The organism is Streptomyces colwelliae (genome assembly GCF_048158785.1).
Lineage (GTDB): Bacteria > Actinomycetota > Actinomycetes > Streptomycetales > Streptomycetaceae > Streptomyces.
On record NZ_JBLTJC010000068.1, the window covers coordinates 1 to 19,960 of the forward strand.

16 protein-coding genes and 1 pseudogene are annotated in these 19,960 nt (G+C 69.5%); 10 read left to right on the top strand and 7 right to left on the bottom strand.

From position 1 onward, the window contains the following. Window positions 1-86 precede the first annotated feature (86 nt). The 3 genes from ACNFOC_RS16630 to ACNFOC_RS16640 form a co-directional block, all read right to left on the bottom strand. Window positions 87-950, bottom strand: a complete 864-nt coding sequence (locus tag ACNFOC_RS16630) for a sugar ABC transporter permease (protein WP_416959886.1) — start codon at window positions 948-950, stop codon at window positions 87-89. A 13-nt stretch (window positions 951-963) separates the two neighbouring features. Further along, a complete protein-coding gene (locus ACNFOC_RS16635; protein ID WP_416959887.1) occupies window positions 964-1,968 on the bottom strand; it encodes a carbohydrate ABC transporter permease in 1,005 nt (334 codons plus the stop codon). A gap of 128 nt (window positions 1,969-2,096) precedes the next feature. Further along, window positions 2,097-3,371 carry an extracellular solute-binding protein gene (locus ACNFOC_RS16640; RefSeq protein ID WP_416959888.1) on the bottom strand — a complete coding sequence of 425 codons (1,275 nt, stop codon included), beginning with the start codon at window positions 3,369-3,371 and terminating at the stop codon, window positions 2,097-2,099. A 362-nt stretch (window positions 3,372-3,733) separates the two neighbouring features. Here ACNFOC_RS16640 and ACNFOC_RS16645 point away from each other — a divergent pair, with 362 nt between their 5' ends. Together ACNFOC_RS16645 and ACNFOC_RS16650 are read left to right on the top strand one after the other, a co-directional pair. After that, window positions 3,734-4,768, top strand: coding sequence for a LacI family DNA-binding transcriptional regulator (locus tag ACNFOC_RS16645; protein WP_416959889.1), 1,035 nt, complete (start codon window positions 3,734-3,736; stop codon window positions 4,766-4,768). Between the two features lie 131 nt (window positions 4,769-4,899). Continuing rightward, a complete protein-coding gene (locus ACNFOC_RS16650; protein ID WP_416959890.1) occupies window positions 4,900-5,769 on the top strand; it encodes a phosphatase PAP2 family protein in 870 nt (289 codons plus the stop codon). A gap of 230 nt (window positions 5,770-5,999) precedes the next feature. Here the strand turns inward: ACNFOC_RS16650 and ACNFOC_RS16655 are convergent, their stop codons facing one another. After that, the gene (locus tag ACNFOC_RS16655; protein WP_416959891.1) at window positions 6,000-6,899 is read right to left on the bottom strand and encodes a LysR family transcriptional regulator; all 900 of its coding nucleotides are present in this window, start codon (window positions 6,897-6,899) and stop codon (window positions 6,000-6,002) included. A gap of 72 nt (window positions 6,900-6,971) precedes the next feature. On the opposite strand from ACNFOC_RS16655, the pseudogene ACNFOC_RS16660 reads away from it, so the two are divergent. Continuing rightward, window positions 6,972-7,892, top strand: a pseudogene (locus ACNFOC_RS16660) (DMT family transporter); the annotation flags it as partial. A gap of 12 nt (window positions 7,893-7,904) precedes the next feature. On the opposite strand, the gene ACNFOC_RS16665 reads toward ACNFOC_RS16660, so the two are convergent. Continuing rightward, window positions 7,905-10,904: a bifunctional [glutamine synthetase] adenylyltransferase/[glutamine synthetase]-adenylyl-L-tyrosine phosphorylase gene (locus ACNFOC_RS16665; protein ID WP_416959892.1), complete on the bottom strand. Its 3,000-nt coding sequence runs from the start codon at window positions 10,902-10,904 to the stop codon at window positions 7,905-7,907. A gap of 130 nt (window positions 10,905-11,034) precedes the next feature. Further along, on the bottom strand, window positions 11,035-11,922 hold the full coding sequence (locus ACNFOC_RS16670) for a hypothetical protein (protein WP_416959893.1): 888 nt from the start codon (window positions 11,920-11,922) through the stop codon (window positions 11,035-11,037). 161 nt (window positions 11,923-12,083) lie between these two features. On the opposite strand from ACNFOC_RS16670, the gene ACNFOC_RS16675 reads away from it, so the two are divergent. From ACNFOC_RS16675 to ACNFOC_RS16705, 7 genes are all read left to right on the top strand, one after another. Next, window positions 12,084-12,815, top strand: coding sequence for a response regulator transcription factor (locus ACNFOC_RS16675; protein WP_416959894.1), 732 nt, complete (start codon window positions 12,084-12,086; stop codon window positions 12,813-12,815). Between the two features lie 47 nt (window positions 12,816-12,862). Next, window positions 12,863-13,303 carry a VOC family protein gene (locus ACNFOC_RS16680; protein WP_366092192.1) on the top strand — a complete coding sequence of 147 codons (441 nt, stop codon included), beginning with the start codon at window positions 12,863-12,865 and terminating at the stop codon, window positions 13,301-13,303. A 216-nt stretch (window positions 13,304-13,519) separates the two neighbouring features. Further along, window positions 13,520-14,395, top strand: coding sequence for an alkaline phosphatase family protein (locus ACNFOC_RS16685; protein ID WP_416959895.1), 876 nt, complete (start codon window positions 13,520-13,522; stop codon window positions 14,393-14,395). Window position 14,396: 1 nt separating this feature from the next. Continuing rightward, on the top strand, window positions 14,397-15,704 hold the full coding sequence (locus ACNFOC_RS16690) for an MFS transporter (protein WP_416959896.1): 1,308 nt from the start codon (window positions 14,397-14,399) through the stop codon (window positions 15,702-15,704). Continuing rightward, on the top strand, window positions 15,701-16,720 hold the full coding sequence (locus ACNFOC_RS16695) for a TolB family protein (protein WP_416959897.1): 1,020 nt from the start codon (window positions 15,701-15,703) through the stop codon (window positions 16,718-16,720). The genes ACNFOC_RS16690 and ACNFOC_RS16695 overlap by 4 nt, the downstream gene beginning before the upstream one ends. A gap of 171 nt (window positions 16,721-16,891) precedes the next feature. Beyond that, complete coding sequence (locus tag ACNFOC_RS16700) at window positions 16,892-17,584, top strand: hypothetical protein (protein ID WP_416959898.1); 693 nt, start codon at window positions 16,892-16,894, stop codon at window positions 17,582-17,584. 140 nt (window positions 17,585-17,724) lie between these two features. Continuing rightward, the gene (locus ACNFOC_RS16705; RefSeq protein WP_416959899.1) at window positions 17,725-18,357 is read left to right on the top strand and encodes a hypothetical protein; all 633 of its coding nucleotides are present in this window, start codon (window positions 17,725-17,727) and stop codon (window positions 18,355-18,357) included. Between the two features lie 32 nt (window positions 18,358-18,389). Here ACNFOC_RS16705 and glnA2 read toward each other — a convergent pair whose 3' ends face one another. Further along, window positions 18,390-19,751, bottom strand: a complete 1,362-nt coding sequence (gene glnA2 / locus ACNFOC_RS16710) for a gamma-glutamylpolyamine synthetase GlnA2 (protein ID WP_033284243.1) — start codon at window positions 19,749-19,751, stop codon at window positions 18,390-18,392. Window positions 19,752-19,960 lie beyond the last annotated feature (209 nt).

Consider the following 19,960-nt stretch of genomic DNA (forward strand, 5'->3'; position numbering starts at 1 on the left):
TTGGGGGGCAACGCCCCCCATAAGGGGCGCGGGGAACTGCGCGACCAGCCACGACGGCGCAGCAGACAACAACGAACCCGGCATTTTCAGCCCTTCGTGCCACCCGCGGTAAGCCCGGTGACCAGGTTCTTCTGCACGAGATAGAAGAACGCGGCAACCGGTATCGCGATCAACACCGCCGTCGCCGCCATCAGGTTCCGTTGCGCGTCGTGCTCGCTCACGAACGTCTGAAGCCCGACCGCGAACGTGTACTTCGTATCGGACAGCATGAACGTCGAGGCGAACGCGACCTCGCCGAAGGCCGTGAGGAAGCTGTAGAACGCGGCGACCGCCAGGCCCGGCTTGGCGAGCGGCAGGATCAGTCGCAGGAACGTGCCGAAGGGGTTCAGCCCGTCGACGCGTCCGGCCTCGTCGATCTCGAACGGGATCGTGTCGAAGTAGCCCTTGAGCAGCCAGGCGCAGTAGGGCACGGCGGTCGAGCAGTAGACGAGGATGAGACCAAGGTAGCTGTCGATGAGCTGAAGGTCGGCCAGAATCTGGTACATCGGCACGATGAGTACCGCTATCGGGAACATCTGGGTGACCAGCAGCACCCACATGAACTTCCGGTAGCCGGGGAAGCGCATGCGCGACACCGCGTAGCCGGTGCTCGCGGCGATGGTCACGCCGATGACCGTGGTGCCGAACGAGACGATCAGCGAGCTCTTCAACCAGTCGAAGAACCCGGTGTGTTGGAGGACAAACGAGTAGTTGTCGAACGTCATCTTCTTCCAGATGCCGGCCGGGTGGAGATAGTCGTCCGAGTCCGGGCCTAGGGAGAGGAAGACCAGCCAGGCGATCGGGAAGAGCGCGATCAGGCTCGCGATGATCAGGACGCCGTGCGAGCCGAGGGCGCCGGCGCGGCTCAACTCGCCCCGGCGGCGGGTCCGTTCGGGTGTCGTGGTGCTCATGGGGACTCCTGCCTCAGATCGCGAGCTGTTGGTCATTGCGGTTCAGCCAGCGGCGGTAGAAGGAGGTGAAGACGATCAGGATGGCCAGCAGCAGGATGCCGTAAGCGGCCGACTGGGCGAATTCGCGCGGCTGTTGGCCGAAGCCGAGGAAGTACGACCAGGTGACCAGGATCTGGGCGTCGGGGGCGGTGTTGCCGAACAGCAGGAAGATCACGGCGAATTGGTTGAAGGTCCAGATCACACCGAGGAGGACGACGGTGGAGCTGACCGACCTCAGGCCCGGGAGGGTGACGTAGCGGAAGCGCTGCCAGGGGCTGGCGCCGTCCATCTCGGCGGCCTCGTAGAGCGAGGTGTCGATGGACTGGAGGCCGCCGAGCAGCGAGACCATCATGAAGGGCACACCGCACCAGGTGTTGACCATGATGGCGGCGAACCGCTGCCAGAAGGTGTCCTCCAGCCAGTCGGGCTGGGGCAGATGCAGGCTGTGCAGCGCGGAGTTGATGATGCCGCTGTCGGCGAGCATGAAACGCCAGCCGAAGACCGTGACGAAGGTGGGGACGGCCCACGGCAGGATCAGGATCAGCCGGTACAGGGTGCGGGCGCGCAGCTTCTGGTTGAGCAGGAGCGCCAGGGCGAGGCCCACCGTGTAGTGGAGGGCTACGCAGAGCGCGGTCCAGACGATCGTCCAGATGAAGTGCGACCAGAAGCGGTCGTACGACGTCGGGCCGAACAGGATGTCCTTGTAGTTGTCGAGCCCGATGAACTTGTAGGTGGCGTCGATGTGGTTGACGCCGATCGTGCGCGCGGTGTTGAGGCTGTTGGCGTCCGTGAGCGTCAAGTAGAGGCCGTACGCCAGGGGGTAGAGCACGAGGACGCCGAGCACGACGACCACGGGGATGATCATCGCGTACGCGTACCAGTGCTTCTGGTAGGCGTACTTGAGGCGGCTGCCGGGGCCGGGTCGGGGTGCGCGGTCACCGTGGCGCTTGCCGGTCGCGCGGTCGATGGCGACTGTCATGGTTCGTTCGACACCTTCTGGAAGTTCAAGCGGGCACGGCGAGTTCGGGGGCTACGGCGGCGCAGGCCGATGGCCGTCGGATCCGTCCCCCCAGTACCTGATCTGGCGGATCCGACGGCCATGCGGGGCTACTTGCTGAAGTCCGGGACCAGCTTGGCGATCGCCAGCTCGGCGTTGCTCAGGCCCTTGTCGAGGGACTCCTTGCCACCGGCGATCTTGGGCAGTTCGGTGTCCAGCGGGTTCCACAGGGAGCTGTACTCGGCGAGCGCCTGGCGCGGCTGGGCGGAGCCGAGCACGCTCTGGTAGCCGGCGATGCCCGGGTCGGCCTTGACCGCGGCGGTGTAGGCGTCGTCGCGGGTCGGCAGCGTCGAGTTCTTCAGGGCGATCGTCGTCTGGGACGCGGCCGAGGTCATGAAGTTCAGGAACTTCAGGGACGCCTTCTGGTGCGCGGAGTCCGAGCCGGCGTAGACCGAGAGGTTGTGACCGCCGGTCGGGGCGCCCGACTTGCCGGTGGAGCCGGCCGGGACCGTGGCGATGCCGAGGTTGGACTTGTCCTTGAAGGCCGAGCCCTTGTAGAAGTTCGTGATCTCCCACGGGCCCTGGATGATCGCGGCGACCTTGCCGGTGACGAACGCGTCCTGGATGTGGGCGTAGGCGTCCGCGGTGGTGTCGGCCTTGTGCAGGCCGGTGCCGGAGAAGAGGCTCAGCCAGGTGCCGTAGCCCTTCTTCGCGGCGGCGGAGTCCACGGTGATCTTCTTCGCGGAGGAGTCGACGGTGTCGGTGCCCTCGCCGTAGAGGAAGGTCTGCGCGTAGTAGGCCTGGGTGGAGCCCCAGTAGCCGTCGACCTTGGTCTTGGCCTTGACCTTCGCGGCGTCGGCCTTCAACTCGTCCCAGGTGGTGGGCGCTTGGGTGATGCCGGCCTGCTTGAAGAGGGCCTTGTTGTAGACGAGGGCCAGGGTGTCGGTGACCAGCGGCACGCCGTACGTCTTGCCCTCGTACTGGGCCTGCGTGATCAGGTTCGGCTTGAACTTGGCCTGGTCCGCGAGGGCTTCGGTGCCGTCGAGCGGCAGGAAGTAGCCCTTCTTCGCGAAGGCGGGGGTCCAGCCGACGTCCGAACGCAGCACGTCCGGGGCGCCCTTGGAGCCGGCGGCGGTGTCGAACTTGTTCTGCGCCTGGTCGAAGGGCACGTTGACGTACTTGACCTTGATGTCCTTGTTGGCCGCCTGGAACTTGGCGATCAGGGCCTTGTACGTGGGTGCCTCATTGGTGGCGTTGGAGGTGTCCCACCAGGTGATGGTGACGGGCCCGTCGGACTTGCCGCTGTCACTGTCACTGCCGCCGCAGGCCGTCGCCGCGAGGGCGATGGACGCCACCAGCGCGGTGGCCGCTATGCCACGCCGCATGAGTTCTCCTTGAGGGTGAAAGCCCGTGAGGTGCAGGGCAGCGGTCCCGTCCGCCGCCCTGTCGACTTGCCGACTGCGCCGTTGCGTCCGCCGGGCGTCGCCGAACGTAACAGCGATGCAAGCGCGGCGAAAGTCCTTGCTGCAAAAAACTGCAAGACGGTCCGAGAGTTACCCGCCCGTGACCTCTTCTCGACCCCCGCGAAACCCAGTACTGGTGCGGCTGAGCGGGCAGGGGGACACTTGTGCAAGACTCTGCAAGCTCTTGCCGCATGCCGTACGCCGACCAGAAGCCGGCCAGAACACAAGGGATCGCGATGACGCAGCAACCCGCAGCGCGCCGACGGCCGGTACAGTCCACTCCCGTGACCACACGGCTTGCCGACATCGCCGCCCAGGCGGGGGTGAGCGAAGCGACCGTCAGCCGCGTCCTCAACGGCAAGCCTGGCGTCGCCGCCACCACCCGTCAGTCCGTCCTCGCCGCGCTCGACGTGCTCGGCTACGAACGTCCGGTACGGCTGCGGCAGCGCAGCGAGGGCCTGGTGGGCCTGATAACACCGGAGTTGGAGAACCCGATATTCCCCGCCCTGGCGCAGGTCATCGGCCAGGCGCTGACGCGGCAGGGCTACACACCGGTGCTCGCCACCCAGACTCCGGGCGGTTCCACGGAGGACGAGCTGACCGAGATGCTCGTCGACCGCGGCGTCGCGGGCATCATCTTCGTCTCCGGGCTGCACGCGGACACCTCCGCGGACATGCAGCGCTACGAGCAACTCCGGGCGCAGGGCGTGCCGTTCGTGCTCGTGGACGGCTTCTCGCCGAAGGTGCAGGCGCCGTTCATCTCCCCCGACGACCGCGCGGCGATGACCCTCGCGGTCACCCACCTCGTCTCGCTCGGCCACACCCGCATCGGACTGGCGCTGGGCCCCAAGCGGTTCGTGCCCGTACAACGTAAGATCGAGGGCTTCGTCCGCACGATGCAGGACCAACTGGCCCTGACCGCCGACGATGTGGAGACCCGGCTGGTCCAGCACTCGCTGTACACGCTGGAGGGCGGGCAGGCCGCGGCCGCCGCGCTGATCGACCGCGACTGTACGGCGGTGGTGTGCGCGAGCGACATGATGGCGCTCGGTGCGATCCGGGCGGCCCGGCAGCGCGGTCTCGACGTCCCCAAGGACGTCTCCGTGGTCGGCTTCGACGACTCGCCGCTGATCGCGTTCACCGACCCGCCCCTGACGACGATCCGCAAGCCGGTTCCGGCCATGGGGCAGGCGGCGGTGCGGACGTTGCTGGAGGAGATCGGCGGGACGCCCGCGCCGCACAGTGAGTTCGTGTTCATGCCGGAGCTGGTGGTGCGCGGTTCGACGGCTTCGGCCCCTGGGGACCGGAATCGTCCCTAAGGGGGAGGAAACGCGACCGCGTCCAGTGCGCTGGTAGTAGTCCGAGGCCTCTTCTCGTCGTAGAACATGCGAGCCGGACCCGACCAAGGGATGATCGGTCGCGGAAGCCTTTTCTGGCAGACTTCGTGTCTATGGGTGAGACCACCGTGACGACATTGGAAGGCCGTGAAGAAGCCGTTCCGAGCCCCGTCGCGGACGCCGCGGGGCAGGGTTTTCCGCGCCGGTTGCGCCGGTTGCGCACTCCGCGCCGGCCCCGGCTGTGGTTCGAGATCCTGCTGATCGCGGTGAGTTACTGGACGTACTCACAGATCCGCAACGCGGTCCCGGAGCAGCGGACCGAGGCACTGCGCAACGCGGACTGGATCTGGCGCCTGGAGCACCATCTCGGCATCGCCGTCGAGCAGTCGGTCAACCACGGCGTGAATTCGGTGACTTGGCTGATCGTCGGCATGAACTACTACTACGCCACACTGCACTTCGTGGTGACGCTCGGTGTCCTGGTGTGGCTGTTCCGCAGTCATCCGGGCCGGTACGCGGCGACCCGCCTCGTCCTCTTCGCGACGACGGCCGTGGCCCTGGTCGGCTACTACTTCTTCCCGCTGGCCCCGCCCCGCCTCATGAACGGCAGCCACTTCGTCGACACGGTCATGGTCCACCAGACCTGGGGTTCGATGGCGTCCGGCGACCTGAAACACATGTCGAACCAGTACGCCGCGATGCCGTCCATGCACATCGGCTGGTCCCTGTGGTGCGGCCTGACGATCTTCGCCCTGGCGAAACTCCCCTGGGTCCGCATCCTGGGCCTCCTCTACCCGGTGACGACGCTCCTGGTCATCGTCTCCACGGCCAACCACTTCTGGCTCGACGCGGTGGGCGGAATGCTCTGCCTGACCTTCGGCTTCACGGTCTCCCGCCTCTGGTACGGCACGTTTCCGTACGCCCTGCCGAGGACGGTGGCGGTACGGGGGACGAGGGGGGCCTGGCTGCCCACGAAGGCGTGAACGCTGCGCCGGCTGCGTTGGGCTGCGTGCGCTGCGTGCGCTGCGTGGATATGCGGCTCCGCCGCGGGGCCGCGCTGCCGTCGTTCCGGTGCCGCGCCGTCGTGGCTGGTCGCGCAGTTCCCCGCGCCCCTTCAGGGCGCTGCCGTACTGCGGCTGACTTCACCCGACCCGTACGACCACATCCGGATGGCGGCTGCCGAGCCCCAAGCGAGGACTTCACCCGATCCCGCTCAGCCCTCGTTCGCCGCGTCCCGCAGCGCCCGCAGGAACGACCGCAGGGCCGGCTGTGGCGGTGCCGTCTCGCGGACGGCCGCGTGGATGGTCCGTACGGGCTCCGGATCCCGTACGACCCGTACGACCACGTCGGGATGGCGGCTGCCGAGCCCCAGCCGGGGAATCAGGGTCACCCCGAGGCCCGCGGCGACGAAACCCTGAGCCGTCACGTAATCCTCGCTCTCGACCGCGAACCGCGGCCGGAACCCCGCCGCCTCGCACGCGTCGAGCTGGGCGTCGAGACAGGGCCCCGGCCACTCGCTGCCGACCCACGGCTCCTCAGCCAGTTCCCCCAGCTCCACACTCCGCCGCGCCGCCAGCCGGTGTCCCTTGGGCAGGACGGCGAGATACGGATCGTCGAGCAGCTTCACGAGCCGTACGCCCTCGTGGCCCCTGGATACCCTGGACGCCCCGACCACGAGCGCGACGTCCGCCCGCCCCTCCTTCACCTCGGGCAACGAGTCCTCGGGGTCGGTGAGCTTCAACTCCAGCTGGACTCCGGGGTGTTCAGCCCGGAGCCGGGCCACGGCCGGGGCGACCAGGGCGGCACCGGCGGTGGCGAAGTATCGGACCGTGAGCCGCCCCGTGCGCCCGGCCACCAGATCGGCCAGCGCCGTCTCCGCCTCGGCGACCTGCCGCCCGATCGCGTCCGCGTACCCGGTGAGCAGCAGCCCGGCCGCCGTGGGCCGCACCCCGCGCCCGACCCGCTCCAGCAGCGCGGTCCCGGCCTCCTTCTCCAGCGCCCCGACCTGCTGGCTGACGGCGGACGGCGTGTACCCGAGCCGGGCCGCCGCAGCGGTCACCGACCCACACCCGACCACGGCCCGTAGTACCTGCATGCGTCGCACATCAAGCATGTAGCAGAGGTTAACAGTCACTGTAGAATCATTCGCTTGTCCTGCACGGTCCAGCTGCCCGACCGTGGACCCATGCAGCCCGCCTCGACAGTCCGCATGGCCGTGCTCGCCCTCCTGTGGGGGTCGGGCTTCCTGTGGATCAAACTCGCCCTGAACCACGGCCTCTCCCCCGCCCAGATCACGATCACCCGCTGTGCCCTCGGCACGCTGGTACTACTGGCCCTGGCCCGCTCGGCCGGCCAGCGCCTGCCGCGCGACCGTTCGACCTGGGGCCGCCTCGCGGTGGCCGCCCTGTTCTGCAACGCCATCCCGTTCGCGTTGTTCAGCGTCGGCGAGCAGACCGTCGACTCCGGCGTAGCGGGCGTCCTGAACGCCACAACTCCCTTGTGGTCCCTGCTGATCGGCATCGCCTTGGGCACCGACCGCGGCCTGAGCCGAGCCCGCCTGACCGGACTCCTCCTGGGCTTCGCGGGTACGGTTCTGATCTTCGCCCCCTGGCACCGCTCGGGCCTGCTCACCTGGGGCGCACTGGCCCTCCTGGGCGCCGCCGCTAGCTATGCCGTGGCCTTCACGTACATGGCCCGCAAACTCACCGCGGGCCAGGCCCCGTTGGCGATGTCGGCGGCCCAACTGATGGCGGCGACGGCCTGGACCACGCTCGCCATACCAGCCTCCGGCCCGGTACACCCCGACCTGACGGCCCTCCTGGCGGTAACCGCCCTCGGCATCCTGGGCACCGGCGTGACCTTCTACCTCAACTACCGCCTGATCGCGGACGAGGGCGCGACAAGCGCGGCAACGGTGGGATATCTACTGCCAGTTGTGTCGGTGTCGTTGGGCGCGGTGCTGCTGGACGAGAGGGTGGGGTTGCGGGTGATGGCAGGCATGGCGGTAGTCCTAGTGAGCGTCGCCCTTACAAGGCGCAGCTCAGCAGAAGCGCCCTTTAGGGGCGCGGGGAACTGCGCGACCAGCCCCCACGCACCCGCAGCCAAAAAAACAACCCGCTTAGGCCCCGTAGAACAAAACGTCCACCACACCACGCGCCCGCCGAGTAGTACGCCGATAGTCGTCCAGCATGTCCCCCACATGCCCCGGCCCGTACCCCAAGTACCGCCCCACGGCGGCGAGTTCACGCGGGTCAGACGGAAACGTGTCCCCGGCCCGCCCCCGCACCAGCATCACCGCGTTACGAACCCGGGTAGCCAACACCCAGGCCTCGTCCAGCGTCGACGCATCCTCCCCGGAAATCAGCTCGGCGGCGCACGCCGCGGCAAGGGCCTCCCGCGTACGAGTGGTCCGCAGCCCCGGCTCGCTCCACCCGTGCCGCAACTGCATGAGCTGCACAGTCCACTCGACGTCCGAGAGCCCCCCGCGCCCCAGCTTGGTGTGCAGAGTCGGGTCAGCCCCGCGGGGCAACCGCTCCGACTCCATCCGGGCCTTGAGCCGCCGGATCTCCCGTACGGCATCGTCCCCGAGCCCCTCCGCCGGATACCGCAGAGGATCGACCAGCTCGATGAACCGCCGCCCCAACTCCTCGTCCCCGGCGACAGGTTCGGCCCGCAGCAACGCCTGCGACTCCCAGACCAGGGACCACCGGCGGTAGTACGCCTCGTAGGAGTTCAACGACCGTACGAGCGGCCCCGACTTGCCCTCCGGGCGCAGGTCCGCGTCGATCAGCAGCGGCGGGTCCGAGCTGGCGACCTGGAGCAGTCGGCGCATCTCGGAGACGACCTTGTTGGCCGCGTCGGAGGCCTCGCGCTCCGGCACGCCCTCGCGGGGTTCGTGCACGAACAGGACGTCCGCGTCGGAGCCGTAGCCCAGTTCGTGGCCGCCGAAGCGGCCCATGCCGATGACGGCGAAGCGGGTGGGGAGGGTGTCGCCCCAGCTCGCGCGGACGACAGCGCGCAACGTGCCGGCGAGGGTCGCGGCGGTCAGGTCGGAGACGGCGCCGCCGACCCGGTCGACGAGGGCGCCCTGGTCGGCCTCGGCGGGCTGGGTCTCGGTGCCGTAGGAGCCGACGATGTCGAAGGCGGCCGTACGGAAGAGTTCGCGGCGGCGGACGCCCCGGGCGAAGGTGACGGCCTGGGCGGCGTCGTCGGCGCGGCCGACCGCGGCGAGTATCTCCTGGTCCAGGTGGGCGCGTTCGCGGGGTTCGAGGCCGCTGCCGCCGTCGCCGTCGCCGAGGAGGGCGACCGCCTCGGGGGCGCGCATGAGGAGGTCGGGGGCGAGGCGGCCGGCGGAGAGGACGCGGGCGAGGTTCTCGGCGGCGGCGCCCTCGTCCCTCAACAGCCGTAGGTACCAAGGGGTCTTGCCGAGCGCGTCGGACACCTTGCGGAAGTTGAGGAGGCCCGCGTCCGGGTCGGCGGAGTCCGCGAACCAGCCCAACAGGACGGGCAGCAGGGTGCGTTGGATGGCGGCCTTGCGGGTGACTCCGGAGGCGAGGGCCTCGATGTGGCGGAGGGCCGCGGCCGGGTCGATGTAGCCGAGGGCGACCAGCCGTTCGCGGGCCGCCTGAGGGCTCAACCTGGTCTCGCCGGGGGCGAGTTGGGCGACCGCGTCGAGCAGCGGACGGTAGAAGAGCTTCTCGTGCAGGCGTCGTACGACGGTGGCGTGCCGCTTCCACTCGCGGTTCAGCTCGGCGACCGGGTCGGTGCGCAGGCCCATCGAGCGGCCGAGGCGACGCAGGTCGGTCTCCTCGACGGGGACCAGGTGGGTGCGGCGCAACCGGTAGAGCTGGATGCGGTGTTCCATCGTGCGCAGGAAGCGGTAGGCGTCGTCGAGGCGGGCGGCGTCCTCCCGGCCGACGTAGCCGCCGGCGGCGAGGGCCTCAAGGGCGACGAGCGTGGTGCCGCTGCGCAGCGAGGTGTCGGCGCGGCCGTGCACCAACTGGAGGAGCTGGACGGCGAATTCGACGTCCCGCAGGCCACCGGGGGCGAGCTTCAGTTCGCGGTCGATCTCGGCGACGGGGATGCTCTCGACGACACGGCGGCGCATCTTCTGCACGTCGGTGACGAAGTTGTCGCGCTCGGCGACCGTCCACACGAGGGGTTCGAGCGCGTCGACGTACTGCTGGCCGAGCGCGAGGTCGCCGGCCACCGGGCGGGCCTTGAGCAGGGCCTGGAACTCCCATGTCTTGGCCCAGCGTTGGTAGTAGGCGAGGTGGCTGGCGAGGGTGCGGACCAGCGGGCCGTTGCGGCCCTCGGGGCGCAGGTTGGCGTCGACGGGCCAGATGGACCCCTCGACGGTGGTCTCGGAGCAGACCCGCATCATGTGCGCGGCGAGCTTGGTGGCCGCGCGGAGCGCCTTGCCCTCGTCGGCGCCCTCGACGGCCTCGCCGACGAAGATCACGTCGACGTCGGAGATGTAATTCAGCTCGTGGCCACCGCACTTGCCCATCGCGATCACCGCGAGCCGGCACAGCGCGGCGTCGTCGGGCGCGGCGGCACAGGCGATAGCGAGGGCGGCGCGCAGGGTGGCGGTCGCGAGGTCGGCGAGTTCGGCGGCGGTCTGCGCGAGGTCGGTGGTGCCGCACACGTCACGGGCGGCGATGGACAGCATGCAGCGGCGGTAGGCGACGCGCAGGGCGACGGGGTCGGTGGCCTCGGCGAGCCCGCGCTCGAACTCCTCCACCCCGGGGTGGAGGTCGCGCGGCTCGTACATCACGAGGGCGTGCCAGTCGCGCGGGTGCCGGGCGAGATGGTCCCCGAGGGCGGCGGAGGCGCCGAGGACGCCGAGCAGCCGGTCGCGCAAGGGTTTCGCCGCGATGAGGGTGTCCAGCAGCTCGCGGCGGGGGGTGTCCTCGGGCTGCGCCTCCAGCAGTCGTACCAGACCCTGGAGGGCCAGGTCGGGGTCGGCGGTGGCGCCCAGGGCCTCCAGCAGGACCGGGTCGTTCCTTATCGGCGCCAGCTCCGCGCTCTCCAGGAGCCGCTCGGCGGCCGAGGGATCGGTGAAGCCGTGCCGCAGCAGTCGCGTGAAGGTGCTGCTCCTGCGCCCCGGCGCCGTCATCCTCGGCCTCCTGTCCGATCGCGTCCCGATCAGGGTTCCGATCAAGGTCGTACGACCTGTCGGATCAAGGTCGTACGAGGCCGAGCCTAACCGGAGTGCCTGCGAGAAGCGCCGGGGCGGATGAGCCGTTTCAGCGGGTCACCACCACCGTGGCCGGGCGCGACGGGTCCACCGGCGCCCGGTCGCCCGGTGCACGCCCCGGGAGGGCGGCGCCGTCGAGCGGCGGCAGCTCGGCGGACGCGGTCCACCGGCCGGCGAGAGGTATCAGGACCTGTCGTACGGTGCCCGGTCGTGCGCCGCCGGGCCGGGAGGCGTACTGGAGGTCGAGGCACAGCCGCCGCAGTTTCGCCCGTGCGTCCGCGACCGGCGTGCCCGTCTCCACCTCGGGGAGGAGCACCTGCCGGTTGATCCCGTTGTCGACGTGGGCGCACGTCCGGTCGACGGACCGTGTCGTGGTGTGTCCGGGCCGACCCCCGTGCGGTCCGGACAGGGTGAGCCGGACGAGGTCGCCGGCCGCGGTGTTCGTGGTGTCGACGCGGATCGTGTCGCGGTCGAGCCACTGCAAGGGATGGCCGTCGAGGTCGGCGAGCACCCGGTTCGGGGTGTCCACCAGGAATCCGGTCTCGACCGCGGCCCCTTCCGACGGCGGCATCAGCCGGGGCGTCCGCCCACGCGAGGCCCGGTCCGGGCCGGCCTGCGGCCAGTGCCTCAGCACCACCAGCAGCTGATCGGCGGGCCGGTCGAACCGGTGGGCGCGGCCCGCGGTCACCGGGTAGGCGCCCGCCGCCCTGACCGCCGTACGGGAGCCGCCGGAGATCTCGATGGTGCCGCGGGAGTCGAGGGTGAAGCGCACGGAGGAGAACTCCGGGCCGTCCGCCGAGACCTCGGCGGACGACGACGCGGCGCAGCCGGTGGCGAGCAGGGCGGCGATCAGGGTGGCGGCGCCTCCGGTCAGGGCCGCTGGGCGGCGGGGACGCGGGTGGCCGCGCGGGGCGTGGGAGCGCAGGTGGGAACTCATGGGACGGCCTCCGTCGTGCTCGTCGCGGCCGGGTCGGCCGCGTATGTCGACAGTGGACGCGTCAGCGGCCGTAGCCCATTCGGCATTTGGCGAATCCGGGGGTTCCCGGCGGTCGAAAGGCGTACATTCGCGGCAGGCGAGAACCGGCCCGGGAGGCCGAGATGACACCACCCTTCACGACGGCCGAGGCCCATCTGCGACGCATGGCGGACGTCCTGGCCGAGGCCCGGCAGGACGCGGACGGTGTGCCGCCGAAGTCCCTGCTGCTCGGGCTGCAACGGCTCGTCCCCTGCGACTCCGCCAGCTTCTGCGAGCTGGACATCCCGACCAGGCGGGCGCTCAACAGCCAGGAGACGGTGGCGGAGGAGTACGACTGCCCGATGGACGGGTACTGGCGCTGGCGCCACCAGCACCTCCAGTGCGTGCAGGTCTGCAAGCCGCACAACAGTCCCGAGACGACGCAGCTGACGGACTTCCTGCCGGTGCGCGAGCTGCGGAACCTGCCGATCTACACGGAATTCCTCGAGCCGTACCCCTGCATCGCGGACATCGCCCTGCCCACCGCGCCGGGCCGCACCCGTGTCTTCCAGTTCTTCCGCACGGGTTCCAAGCCCTTCGCCGACTACGAGATGACGACGCTGACCCTGCTGGCGCCGCACATGTACGCGATCTACCGCGAGGCCGCCCGGCGGCGCCGGCCCCCGGTCCGGCTGACCCCGCGCGAGCTGGACGTCCTGCGCTGCGTGGCGCGCGGGCTCACCACCCCGCAGATCGCCGAGCAGCTGGTGGTCTCGCGCAGTACCGTCCGCAAGCATCTGGAGAACAGTTTCCGCAGTCTCGGGGTCTCCAGCCGGACCGCGGCCGTCGCCCGGGTGTTCCCTGAGCCAGACTGAGAGCCGTACGGGATCGAGTCGCGACTGAGTGACAAAGGAGTCTGCTCATGGACATGACCCTCGAAGTGATCCTTCTGCCCGTCTCGGACGTGGACCGGGCCAAGGAGTTCTACCAGGACAAGGTCGGCTTCCACGTGGACCTCGACGGCGAGGTGATGGAGGGCGTGCGGATCGTGCAGCTGACGCCGCCGGGCTCGGGCTGTTCGATCGCGCTGGTCGACGGGTTGCAGATTCCGACCGGGACGCCGCAGCCGGGGACGTACCACGGCATGCAGCTGTGCGTGCAGGACGCGAAGGCGGCCTACGACGAGCTGACCGCGCGCGGGCTTGAGGTCAGCGAGCCGGTGCAGTTCGCGCCGCAGGACGGGGCGACGTTCATGTACTTCAAGGACCCGGACGGGAACGGCTGGGCGATCCAGGAGTACCGGAAGCGGGCCACCGAGCCGCTGCACCAGGTACTGGCCCAACTGGCGGCGTTGCAGGAGTAGTTCACCGCTGGCAGGAGTGATTCGCCACCAGCAGTAGTTCACCACTTCTTCATCCTCTGGGTTGGGAGCGGTGGGACGCGGGCATTTTGGCGTGTGCATGCTCTGTCCGCACCGTCACCCCCGTCCTCCCCCCACCCGGAGGTTGAAGTGTCCGGCAGTGAAGAAACATCCGGCAGTTCCAGTGGCTCCGGCAGCTCCGTGTACCGCCGTGGCTCCGTGTACCGCCGCAGCCGCGCCCTCGTCGCGTCCGCGCTCGCCTTCTCGGCAGCCGCCGTCGGGGTCTGGACCGGGTTCGGCGGCACCTCGACCGCGCATGCCGCGACCGGGGTGCCGACCCCGGACCACGTCGTCGTGGTGGTGATGGAGAACCACGCCTACAGCCAGGTCATCGGCTCCTCCAGTGCCCCCTACATCAACTCGCTCGCGACCGGCGGCGCCGCCCTCACCCAGTCGTACGGGATCACCCACCCGAGCCAGCCGAACTACTTCGCGCTGTTCTCCGGCTCCACCCAGGGGATCACCAGCGACAGTTGCTACACGGCGGGCTTCTCCTCGGCTGCGAACCTCGCCTCCGAGGTGACGGCGGCGGGCGGCAGTTGGGCGAGCTACAACGAGACGCTGCCGAGCCAGGGTTCGACGACGTGCAGCAGCGGGAACTACGCGCGTAAGCACAACCCTTGGTTCGGCTTCTCCAACGTCGCGACGTCCACGGCCAAGACGTTCACGCAGTTCCCGACGGACTACACGGCCCTCCCCGACATCTCCTTCGTCACCCCCAACCTGTGCAGCGACATGCACGACTGCTCGGTGGCGACGGGTGACACCTGGATCAAGAACAACCTTGGCGCGTACGCCAGTTGGGCCAAGACCCACAACAGCCTCCTCGTCGTCACCTTCGACGAGGACAACCTGCTCAGCGGCAACCGCATCCCCACGGTCTTCTACGGCCAGCCGGTGAAGGCGGGTTCGACGTCCTCGACCACGTACAACCACTACAACCTGCTGCGGACCCTGGAGGACTCCCAGGGCCTGTCCACCCACGCGGGCAACGCGGCCTCGGCCGCCGACATCACCGGCATCTGGGCGTCCTGAGATGTACGTGGCGGACAGCCGCGCCAACGCCGGAAGCACCACCGCGAGTACTACGGGTACTCCGGCGCGGGTGTCCGCCGTCGTCGCCCCCACGGTCTTCGCACTCGGCGCGGTCAGCCTGATCACCGACGTGTCGTCCGAGATGGTGACCGCGGTCCTCCCGCTGTACCTGGTGACGGGCCTCGGCCTGTCCCCGCTGGGCTTCGGTCTCCTGGACGGCATCTACAACGGCTTCTCGGCCCTCGTCCGCCTGGCCGGCGGCCACCTCGCCGACCGGGGCGGCGGCCGGCACAAGTGGGTGGCGGGCGTGGGCTACGCCGTCTCGGCGGCCTGCAAGCCCCTCCTCCTCCTGGCCCACACCCTCACCCCCATCGGCCTGATCCTCGCCGCCGACCGCACGGGCAAGGGCCTGCGCACGGCACCGCGCGACGCGCTGATCTCCCTCTCCTCCACCCCGGAGAACCGGGGCCGTGCTTTCGGCGTACACCGCGCGATGGACACGGCGGGCGCGCTGCTCGGCCCGCTGGTGGCGTTCCTGATCCTCCGGGCGACGGTGGACGGCTACGACGCGGTGTTCACGGTGAGCTTCTGCGTGGCGGTGATCGGCGTGCTGGTGCTGGTGCTGTTCGTGCCGGGGTCGTCGTCAACTGCCGCGCCCCGCACGGAGAAGGCCGTACATCAGAAGGCCGTAGGTGAGAAGGCCGTACGCCCCACCCTCCGTGCCGCCTTCGCCCTCCTCGCCCGCCGCGACCTGCGCCGGATCACCGTCTGCGCGCTCCTCCTGGGCCTCGCGACGGTCAGCGACTCCTTCGTGTACCTGCTGCTGCAACGGCGGCTCGGCGTCCCCGACCGCTGGTTCGCGCTGCTGCCGCTGGGCACGGCGGCGGCGTTCCTGCTCCTGGCCGTACCGCTGGGCCGGCTAGCGGACCGTGTCGGCCGCTGGCGGGTGTTCCTGGCGGGCCACGGAGCCCTCCTCACGGCGTACACCCTCTTGCTGACGTCCTGGCACGGCACGGCCCTCCCCTACGCCGTCCTCCTCCTGCACGGCGGCTTCTACGCGGCGACCGACGGCGTGCTGATGGCGGCGGCCTCGGACAGCGTGCCGGAGGAACTGCGTTCGTCGGGGCTCGCGTTGGTGCAGACGGGCCAGGCGGCGGCGCGGTTCGTGTGCTCGCTGGGCTTCGGCGCGGCGTGGACGCTGTGGGGCGACCGTACGGCGCTCATAGCGTCGGCGGTGGCGCTGGCGGTCTGCGCGGTGTTCGCCCTGACGCTCCGCCCCGGCCGATCAGTTCTGGAGCCCGTCTCATGACCTTGCGCAACCGCGTCCTGGTCCTCGTCGCCGCCGTAGCCGCACTCGCCGTAGTGGCGTTGGCCTCGATACTGCACGCGTCGGCCCGAGCCGAGCGGCGGAACGAGATCCAGCCGGGCGGCCCGAAGATCACCGCGGGACGGATCACGCTCACCACACCCGGCACCATGGTGTTCCGCAACATGGCCTGGGGCCCGCACCGGGACGAACTCACCACGGTCCCGGCGTCCGACCCCTCCGGCCCCCGCACCGCCGCGCGCGTCAAGTGCCTGCGCTTCTACGCCAGTTCGGGCACGGGCGTCTGCCTCCAGGCGGTCCACGGCACGGTCACGGACACGTACCGCGCGCTGATCCTCGACGCCCACCTCAAGGAGACGGCCCGTTACGACGTCCCCGGCATCCCCTCCCGAGCCCGCGTCTCCCCCACGGGCCACTTCGCCGCGTGGACAGTCTTCGTGGGCGGTGACTCTTACGCGGGCACGAACTTCTCGACGCGGGCGGCGATCGTGGACACGAGGACGGGGAAACTGATCCCGACGTTGGAGTCGTTCCGGATCATCAAGGACGGCCACGCCTACCGGTCCGCCGACGTCAACTTCTGGGGCGTGACCTTCGCGTCGGACGACCGCACGTTCTACGCGACGCTGGCGACGAAGGGCAGCACCTATCTGGTGAGGGGCGACCTGCGCACGCGGACGGTCACCACCGTGCGCACGAACGTGGAATGTCCGTCCCTGTCCCCCGACGGCACGAGAATCGCCTTCAAGAAACGCGTCAAGGGCCTCCCGAAGGACGCCCCTTGGCACCTGTACGTCCTCAACCTCCGCACGATGCGCGAGACTTCGCTCGCCGAGCCGAGGAGCGTCGACGACCAGGCCGTCTGGCGCGACGACCACACGATCGTCTACGCCATGCCGGGTGACTACGGCGCCGACCTGTACAGCGTCCGGGCGGACGGCACGGGCAGGGCTCGGCGGATCAGCGGCGCGGCGGTGTCTCCGGCGTTCCTGAGGTAGCGCTCGACAACTGTGCGACGGCGTGGTGACGGGCGGGTGAACTATGCCCCAGCCGCAGGTCAGGCAATTGATTGGCCCCGGGAGGCGGGTGTCCGAACAACTCCCCGGCGTCGAATCTCGGTGTCAGACGCCCGGCGCACGCTGCCGGCGCACGACTCAGAGGAGACAAGGGTGACGGTCAACGCCGGCACGCGCCGTGGTGGAGATTCCGTGGTCGCACGGAAGAAGACAAGCAAGAAGTGGATGGGGCTGGCGACGCTGGCGCTGGCACCGATGGTGCTGCTCGCGTCCCCCGGAGTCGCCTCGGCGGCGAGCCAGGAGTGCCTTCAGAACTCGGAGAACTCGTCGCACGACATGGCCGGCAACTCGTCGACCGACCACCAGACGCAGTCGGTGAGTGTGCAGCAGGCCAACAAGACCTGGCAGGACTGGATATGGCGGGGCCCGACGTTCCAGTGCCCGTGGAACGTCCCGAGCTGCTCCTACGCCTGGCAGCAGTCGAAGACGACGGGGTGGCAGGCGTCGGTCGGTCTCAGCATCAAGATCCCGATCCCCAAGGTCGGCTCGTTCCTCGATGAGATCACCCCCTCCTACACCCGCAGCGGCTCCACCACCACCTCGTACACCTTCACGACCAACCTGAGCCCGGGACAGTTCGCCCAGCCGATCCAGGTCGTGCAGCGCCGCTGGACGCAGGGCGTCTACCAGGGCATCTACCACTCCACCGGCGCGAAGTGCCTGCCGAGCCCGACCAACCCGAACGGCAAGGCGTTCGAGTACACCTGGTCCCCGAACGAGCGCTGGGGCAGCTGGGCGACCAACCTCGAGGTCAGCGACTACGGGACGTACAACGTCTGGAAGTGATCAGTCGGCTTCCGCTGAGGCACCTGGCCGTTCGGCGAGGTGCCTCAGCGGCCCGAACACTTCCCGCCCCGACCGGACCGAGCAAGCCAAGCCCGACCAGGCCAACCCAGCCCAGCCCAGACCAACAGGACTTGATCTCCATGACGGTGCGTCGTCGTCTCTTCCGTGCTACCGCCGGTTCACTCACGCTGCTCGCCTGCGGTCTGCTGGCCGCGTGCGACAGCACCGCCCACTCCACGCAGTCGGCCGCGGCTACGGGTGCCACCACCACCGCGCCCAGCCCCACACCCTCGGTGAAAACGCTGCCGCCGTCGCAACTGTGCACCGTGCTGACCAAGGGCGTCGCCAAGAGGATCGTCCCCGATGCCCGGCTCGCGGCCCGGGTCAGCCCCAACAAGGGTGCCGCCCCGGACGTCTGCGACTACACCTCCGCCGACGGCCGCTCGACGCTGTCCCTCACCCCGGCCTCCCGCACCTACGCCGCGGAACTCTCCGCCGCCCACAACCTGGCCGCGAACCCGACCTCGGCCGGCATGCGCAACGTACGGGTCGACACGGTGAACGCCCTGGGCCGCCAGGCGTTCCGCGAAACCGCCTACCAGACCCAGTCGAAGCAACAGCTCACCTTCGTCGTGTGGAACGCGGGCACCCGAAACTGGGTCCTGACCTTCGCGACCGGCACCACTACCCCGACCACCGCGACCACCGCGTCGAACGACACGGTGGTCCAGGCCGCCCGCTCCATCACCACGAAACTGCCCACGGGCCAGTGAGCGTCCACCCGCGGAACCGGCTACCGCGCCGGCTACAGCACCGGCAAGTTCTTCCGCAGCTCAAACGCCGTCACCTCGGACCGGTACTCCTCCCACTCCTGCCGCTTGTTGCGCAGGAAGAAGTCGAAGACGTGCTCGCCCAGCGTCTCGGCGACCAGGTCGCTGCGCTCCATCAGGGTCAGGGCCTCGCCGAGGTTCTGCGGGAGGGGCTCGATGCCCATCGCGCGGCGTTCCGCGTCGGAGAGGGCCCAGACGTCGTCCTCGGCGCCCGGGGGGAGTTCGTAGCCCTCTTCGATGCCCTTGAGGCCCGAGGCGAGGAGGAGGGCGTAGGCCAGGTACGGGTTCGCGCCCGAGTCCAGGGAGCGGACCTCCACGCGCGCGGAGCCGGTCTTGCCGGGCTTGTACATCGGGACGCGGACCAGGGCGCTGCGGTTGTTGTGGCCCCAGCAGATGTACGAGGGGGCCTCGCCGCCGGCGCCTGCCGTGCGCTCGGAGCCGCCCCAGATGCGCTTGTAGGAGTTGACCCACTGGTTGGTGATCGCGGAGATCTCCGCCGCGTGCTTCAGCAGGCCCGCGATGAAGGAGCGGCCGACCTTGGAGAGCTGGTACTCCGAGCCGGACTCGTAGAACGCGTTCCGGTCGCCCTCGAACAACGACAGGTGCGTGTGCATTCCGCTGCCCGGGTGTTCCGAGAACGGCTTCGGCATGAACGTCGCCTGCACGCCCTGCTCCAGCGCCACCTGCTTCATGACCAGGCGGAACGTCATGATGTTGTCCGCGGTCGACAGCGCGTCCGCGTACCTCAGATCAATTTCCTGCTGGCCCGGTGCGCCCTCGTGGTGGGAGAACTCGACCGAGATGCCCATCGACTCCAGCATGGTGATCGCCTGGCGGCGGAAGTCCATGCCCACGTTCTGTGGGGTGTGGTCGAAGTAGCCGGAATTGTCGGCGGGCGTCGGGCGCGAGCCGTCCAGGGGGCGGTCCTTCAGGAGGAAGAACTCGATCTCCGGGTGGGTGTAGAAGGTGAAGCCCAGGTCGGAGGTCTTGGCGAGGGCGCGCTTCAGCACGTAGCGCGGGTCCGCGAAGGACGGGGAGCCGTCCGGCATGAGGATGTCGCAGAACATGCGGGCCGTGCCGGGGGCCTCCGCGCGCCACGGCAGGACCTGGAAGGTGGAGGGGTCCGGCTTGGCGATCATGTCCGACTCGTAGACCCGGGCGAAGCCCTCGATCGCGGAGCCGTCGAAACCGATGCCCTCGTCGAAGGCCTGTTCCAGCTCGGCGGGGGCCACGGCGACGGACTTGAGGAAGCCCAGCACGTCCGTGAACCACAGCCGTACGAACCGGATGTCGCGCTCCTCCAACGTCCGGAGCACGAACTCCTGCTGCTTGTCCATCTTCCGCTTCCCCATCCTTGCTGGTCAGGCCGCCTGTCCTCGTACCGCAGGAGGCGGTCGGGCACCTGAGCATCCCACCACAACACCATTTCGTGCGCGTTGCCGACCATGATCGACCGGACGATCTCCGGCTGAACGCCTCGCGTACGGCAGGTGTCGGGTGTTGTTGCCCATCTTCTGACCATCTTGCCTGCTCGGACTGACATTCG

What these genes read in the sequence shown, in the direction of transcription:
- ACNFOC_RS16675 (WP_416959894.1), top strand. Translation starts at nt 12,084, where the DNA reads ATGACACCACCCTTCACGACGGCCGAGGCCCATCTGCGACGCATGGCG.
- ACNFOC_RS16695 (WP_416959897.1), top strand. Translation starts at nt 15,701, where the DNA reads ATGACCTTGCGCAACCGCGTCCTGGTCCTCGTCGCCGCCGTAGCCGCA.
- ACNFOC_RS16705 (WP_416959899.1), top strand. Translation starts at nt 17,725, where the DNA reads ATGACGGTGCGTCGTCGTCTCTTCCGTGCTACCGCCGGTTCACTCACG.
- ACNFOC_RS16670 (WP_416959893.1), bottom strand. Translation starts at nt 11,922, where the DNA reads ATGAGTTCCCACCTGCGCTCCCACGCCCCGCGCGGCCACCCGCGTCCC.
- ACNFOC_RS16680 (WP_366092192.1), top strand. Translation starts at nt 12,863, where the DNA reads ATGGACATGACCCTCGAAGTGATCCTTCTGCCCGTCTCGGACGTGGAC.
- ACNFOC_RS16690 (WP_416959896.1), top strand. Translation starts at nt 14,397, where the DNA reads ATGTACGTGGCGGACAGCCGCGCCAACGCCGGAAGCACCACCGCGAGT.
- ACNFOC_RS16665 (WP_416959892.1), bottom strand. Translation starts at nt 10,904, where the DNA reads ATGACGGCGCCGGGGCGCAGGAGCAGCACCTTCACGCGACTGCTGCGG.
- ACNFOC_RS16640 (WP_416959888.1), bottom strand. Translation starts at nt 3,371, where the DNA reads ATGCGGCGTGGCATAGCGGCCACCGCGCTGGTGGCGTCCATCGCCCTC.
- ACNFOC_RS16650 (WP_416959890.1), top strand. Translation starts at nt 4,900, where the DNA reads ATGGGTGAGACCACCGTGACGACATTGGAAGGCCGTGAAGAAGCCGTT.
- ACNFOC_RS16630 (WP_416959886.1), bottom strand. Translation starts at nt 950, where the DNA reads ATGAGCACCACGACACCCGAACGGACCCGCCGCCGGGGCGAGTTGAGC.
- ACNFOC_RS16635 (WP_416959887.1), bottom strand. Translation starts at nt 1,968, where the DNA reads ATGACAGTCGCCATCGACCGCGCGACCGGCAAGCGCCACGGTGACCGC.
- glnA2 (WP_033284243.1), bottom strand. Translation starts at nt 19,751, where the DNA reads ATGGACAAGCAGCAGGAGTTCGTGCTCCGGACGTTGGAGGAGCGCGAC.
- ACNFOC_RS16655 (WP_416959891.1), bottom strand. Translation starts at nt 6,899, where the DNA reads ATGCTTGATGTGCGACGCATGCAGGTACTACGGGCCGTGGTCGGGTGT.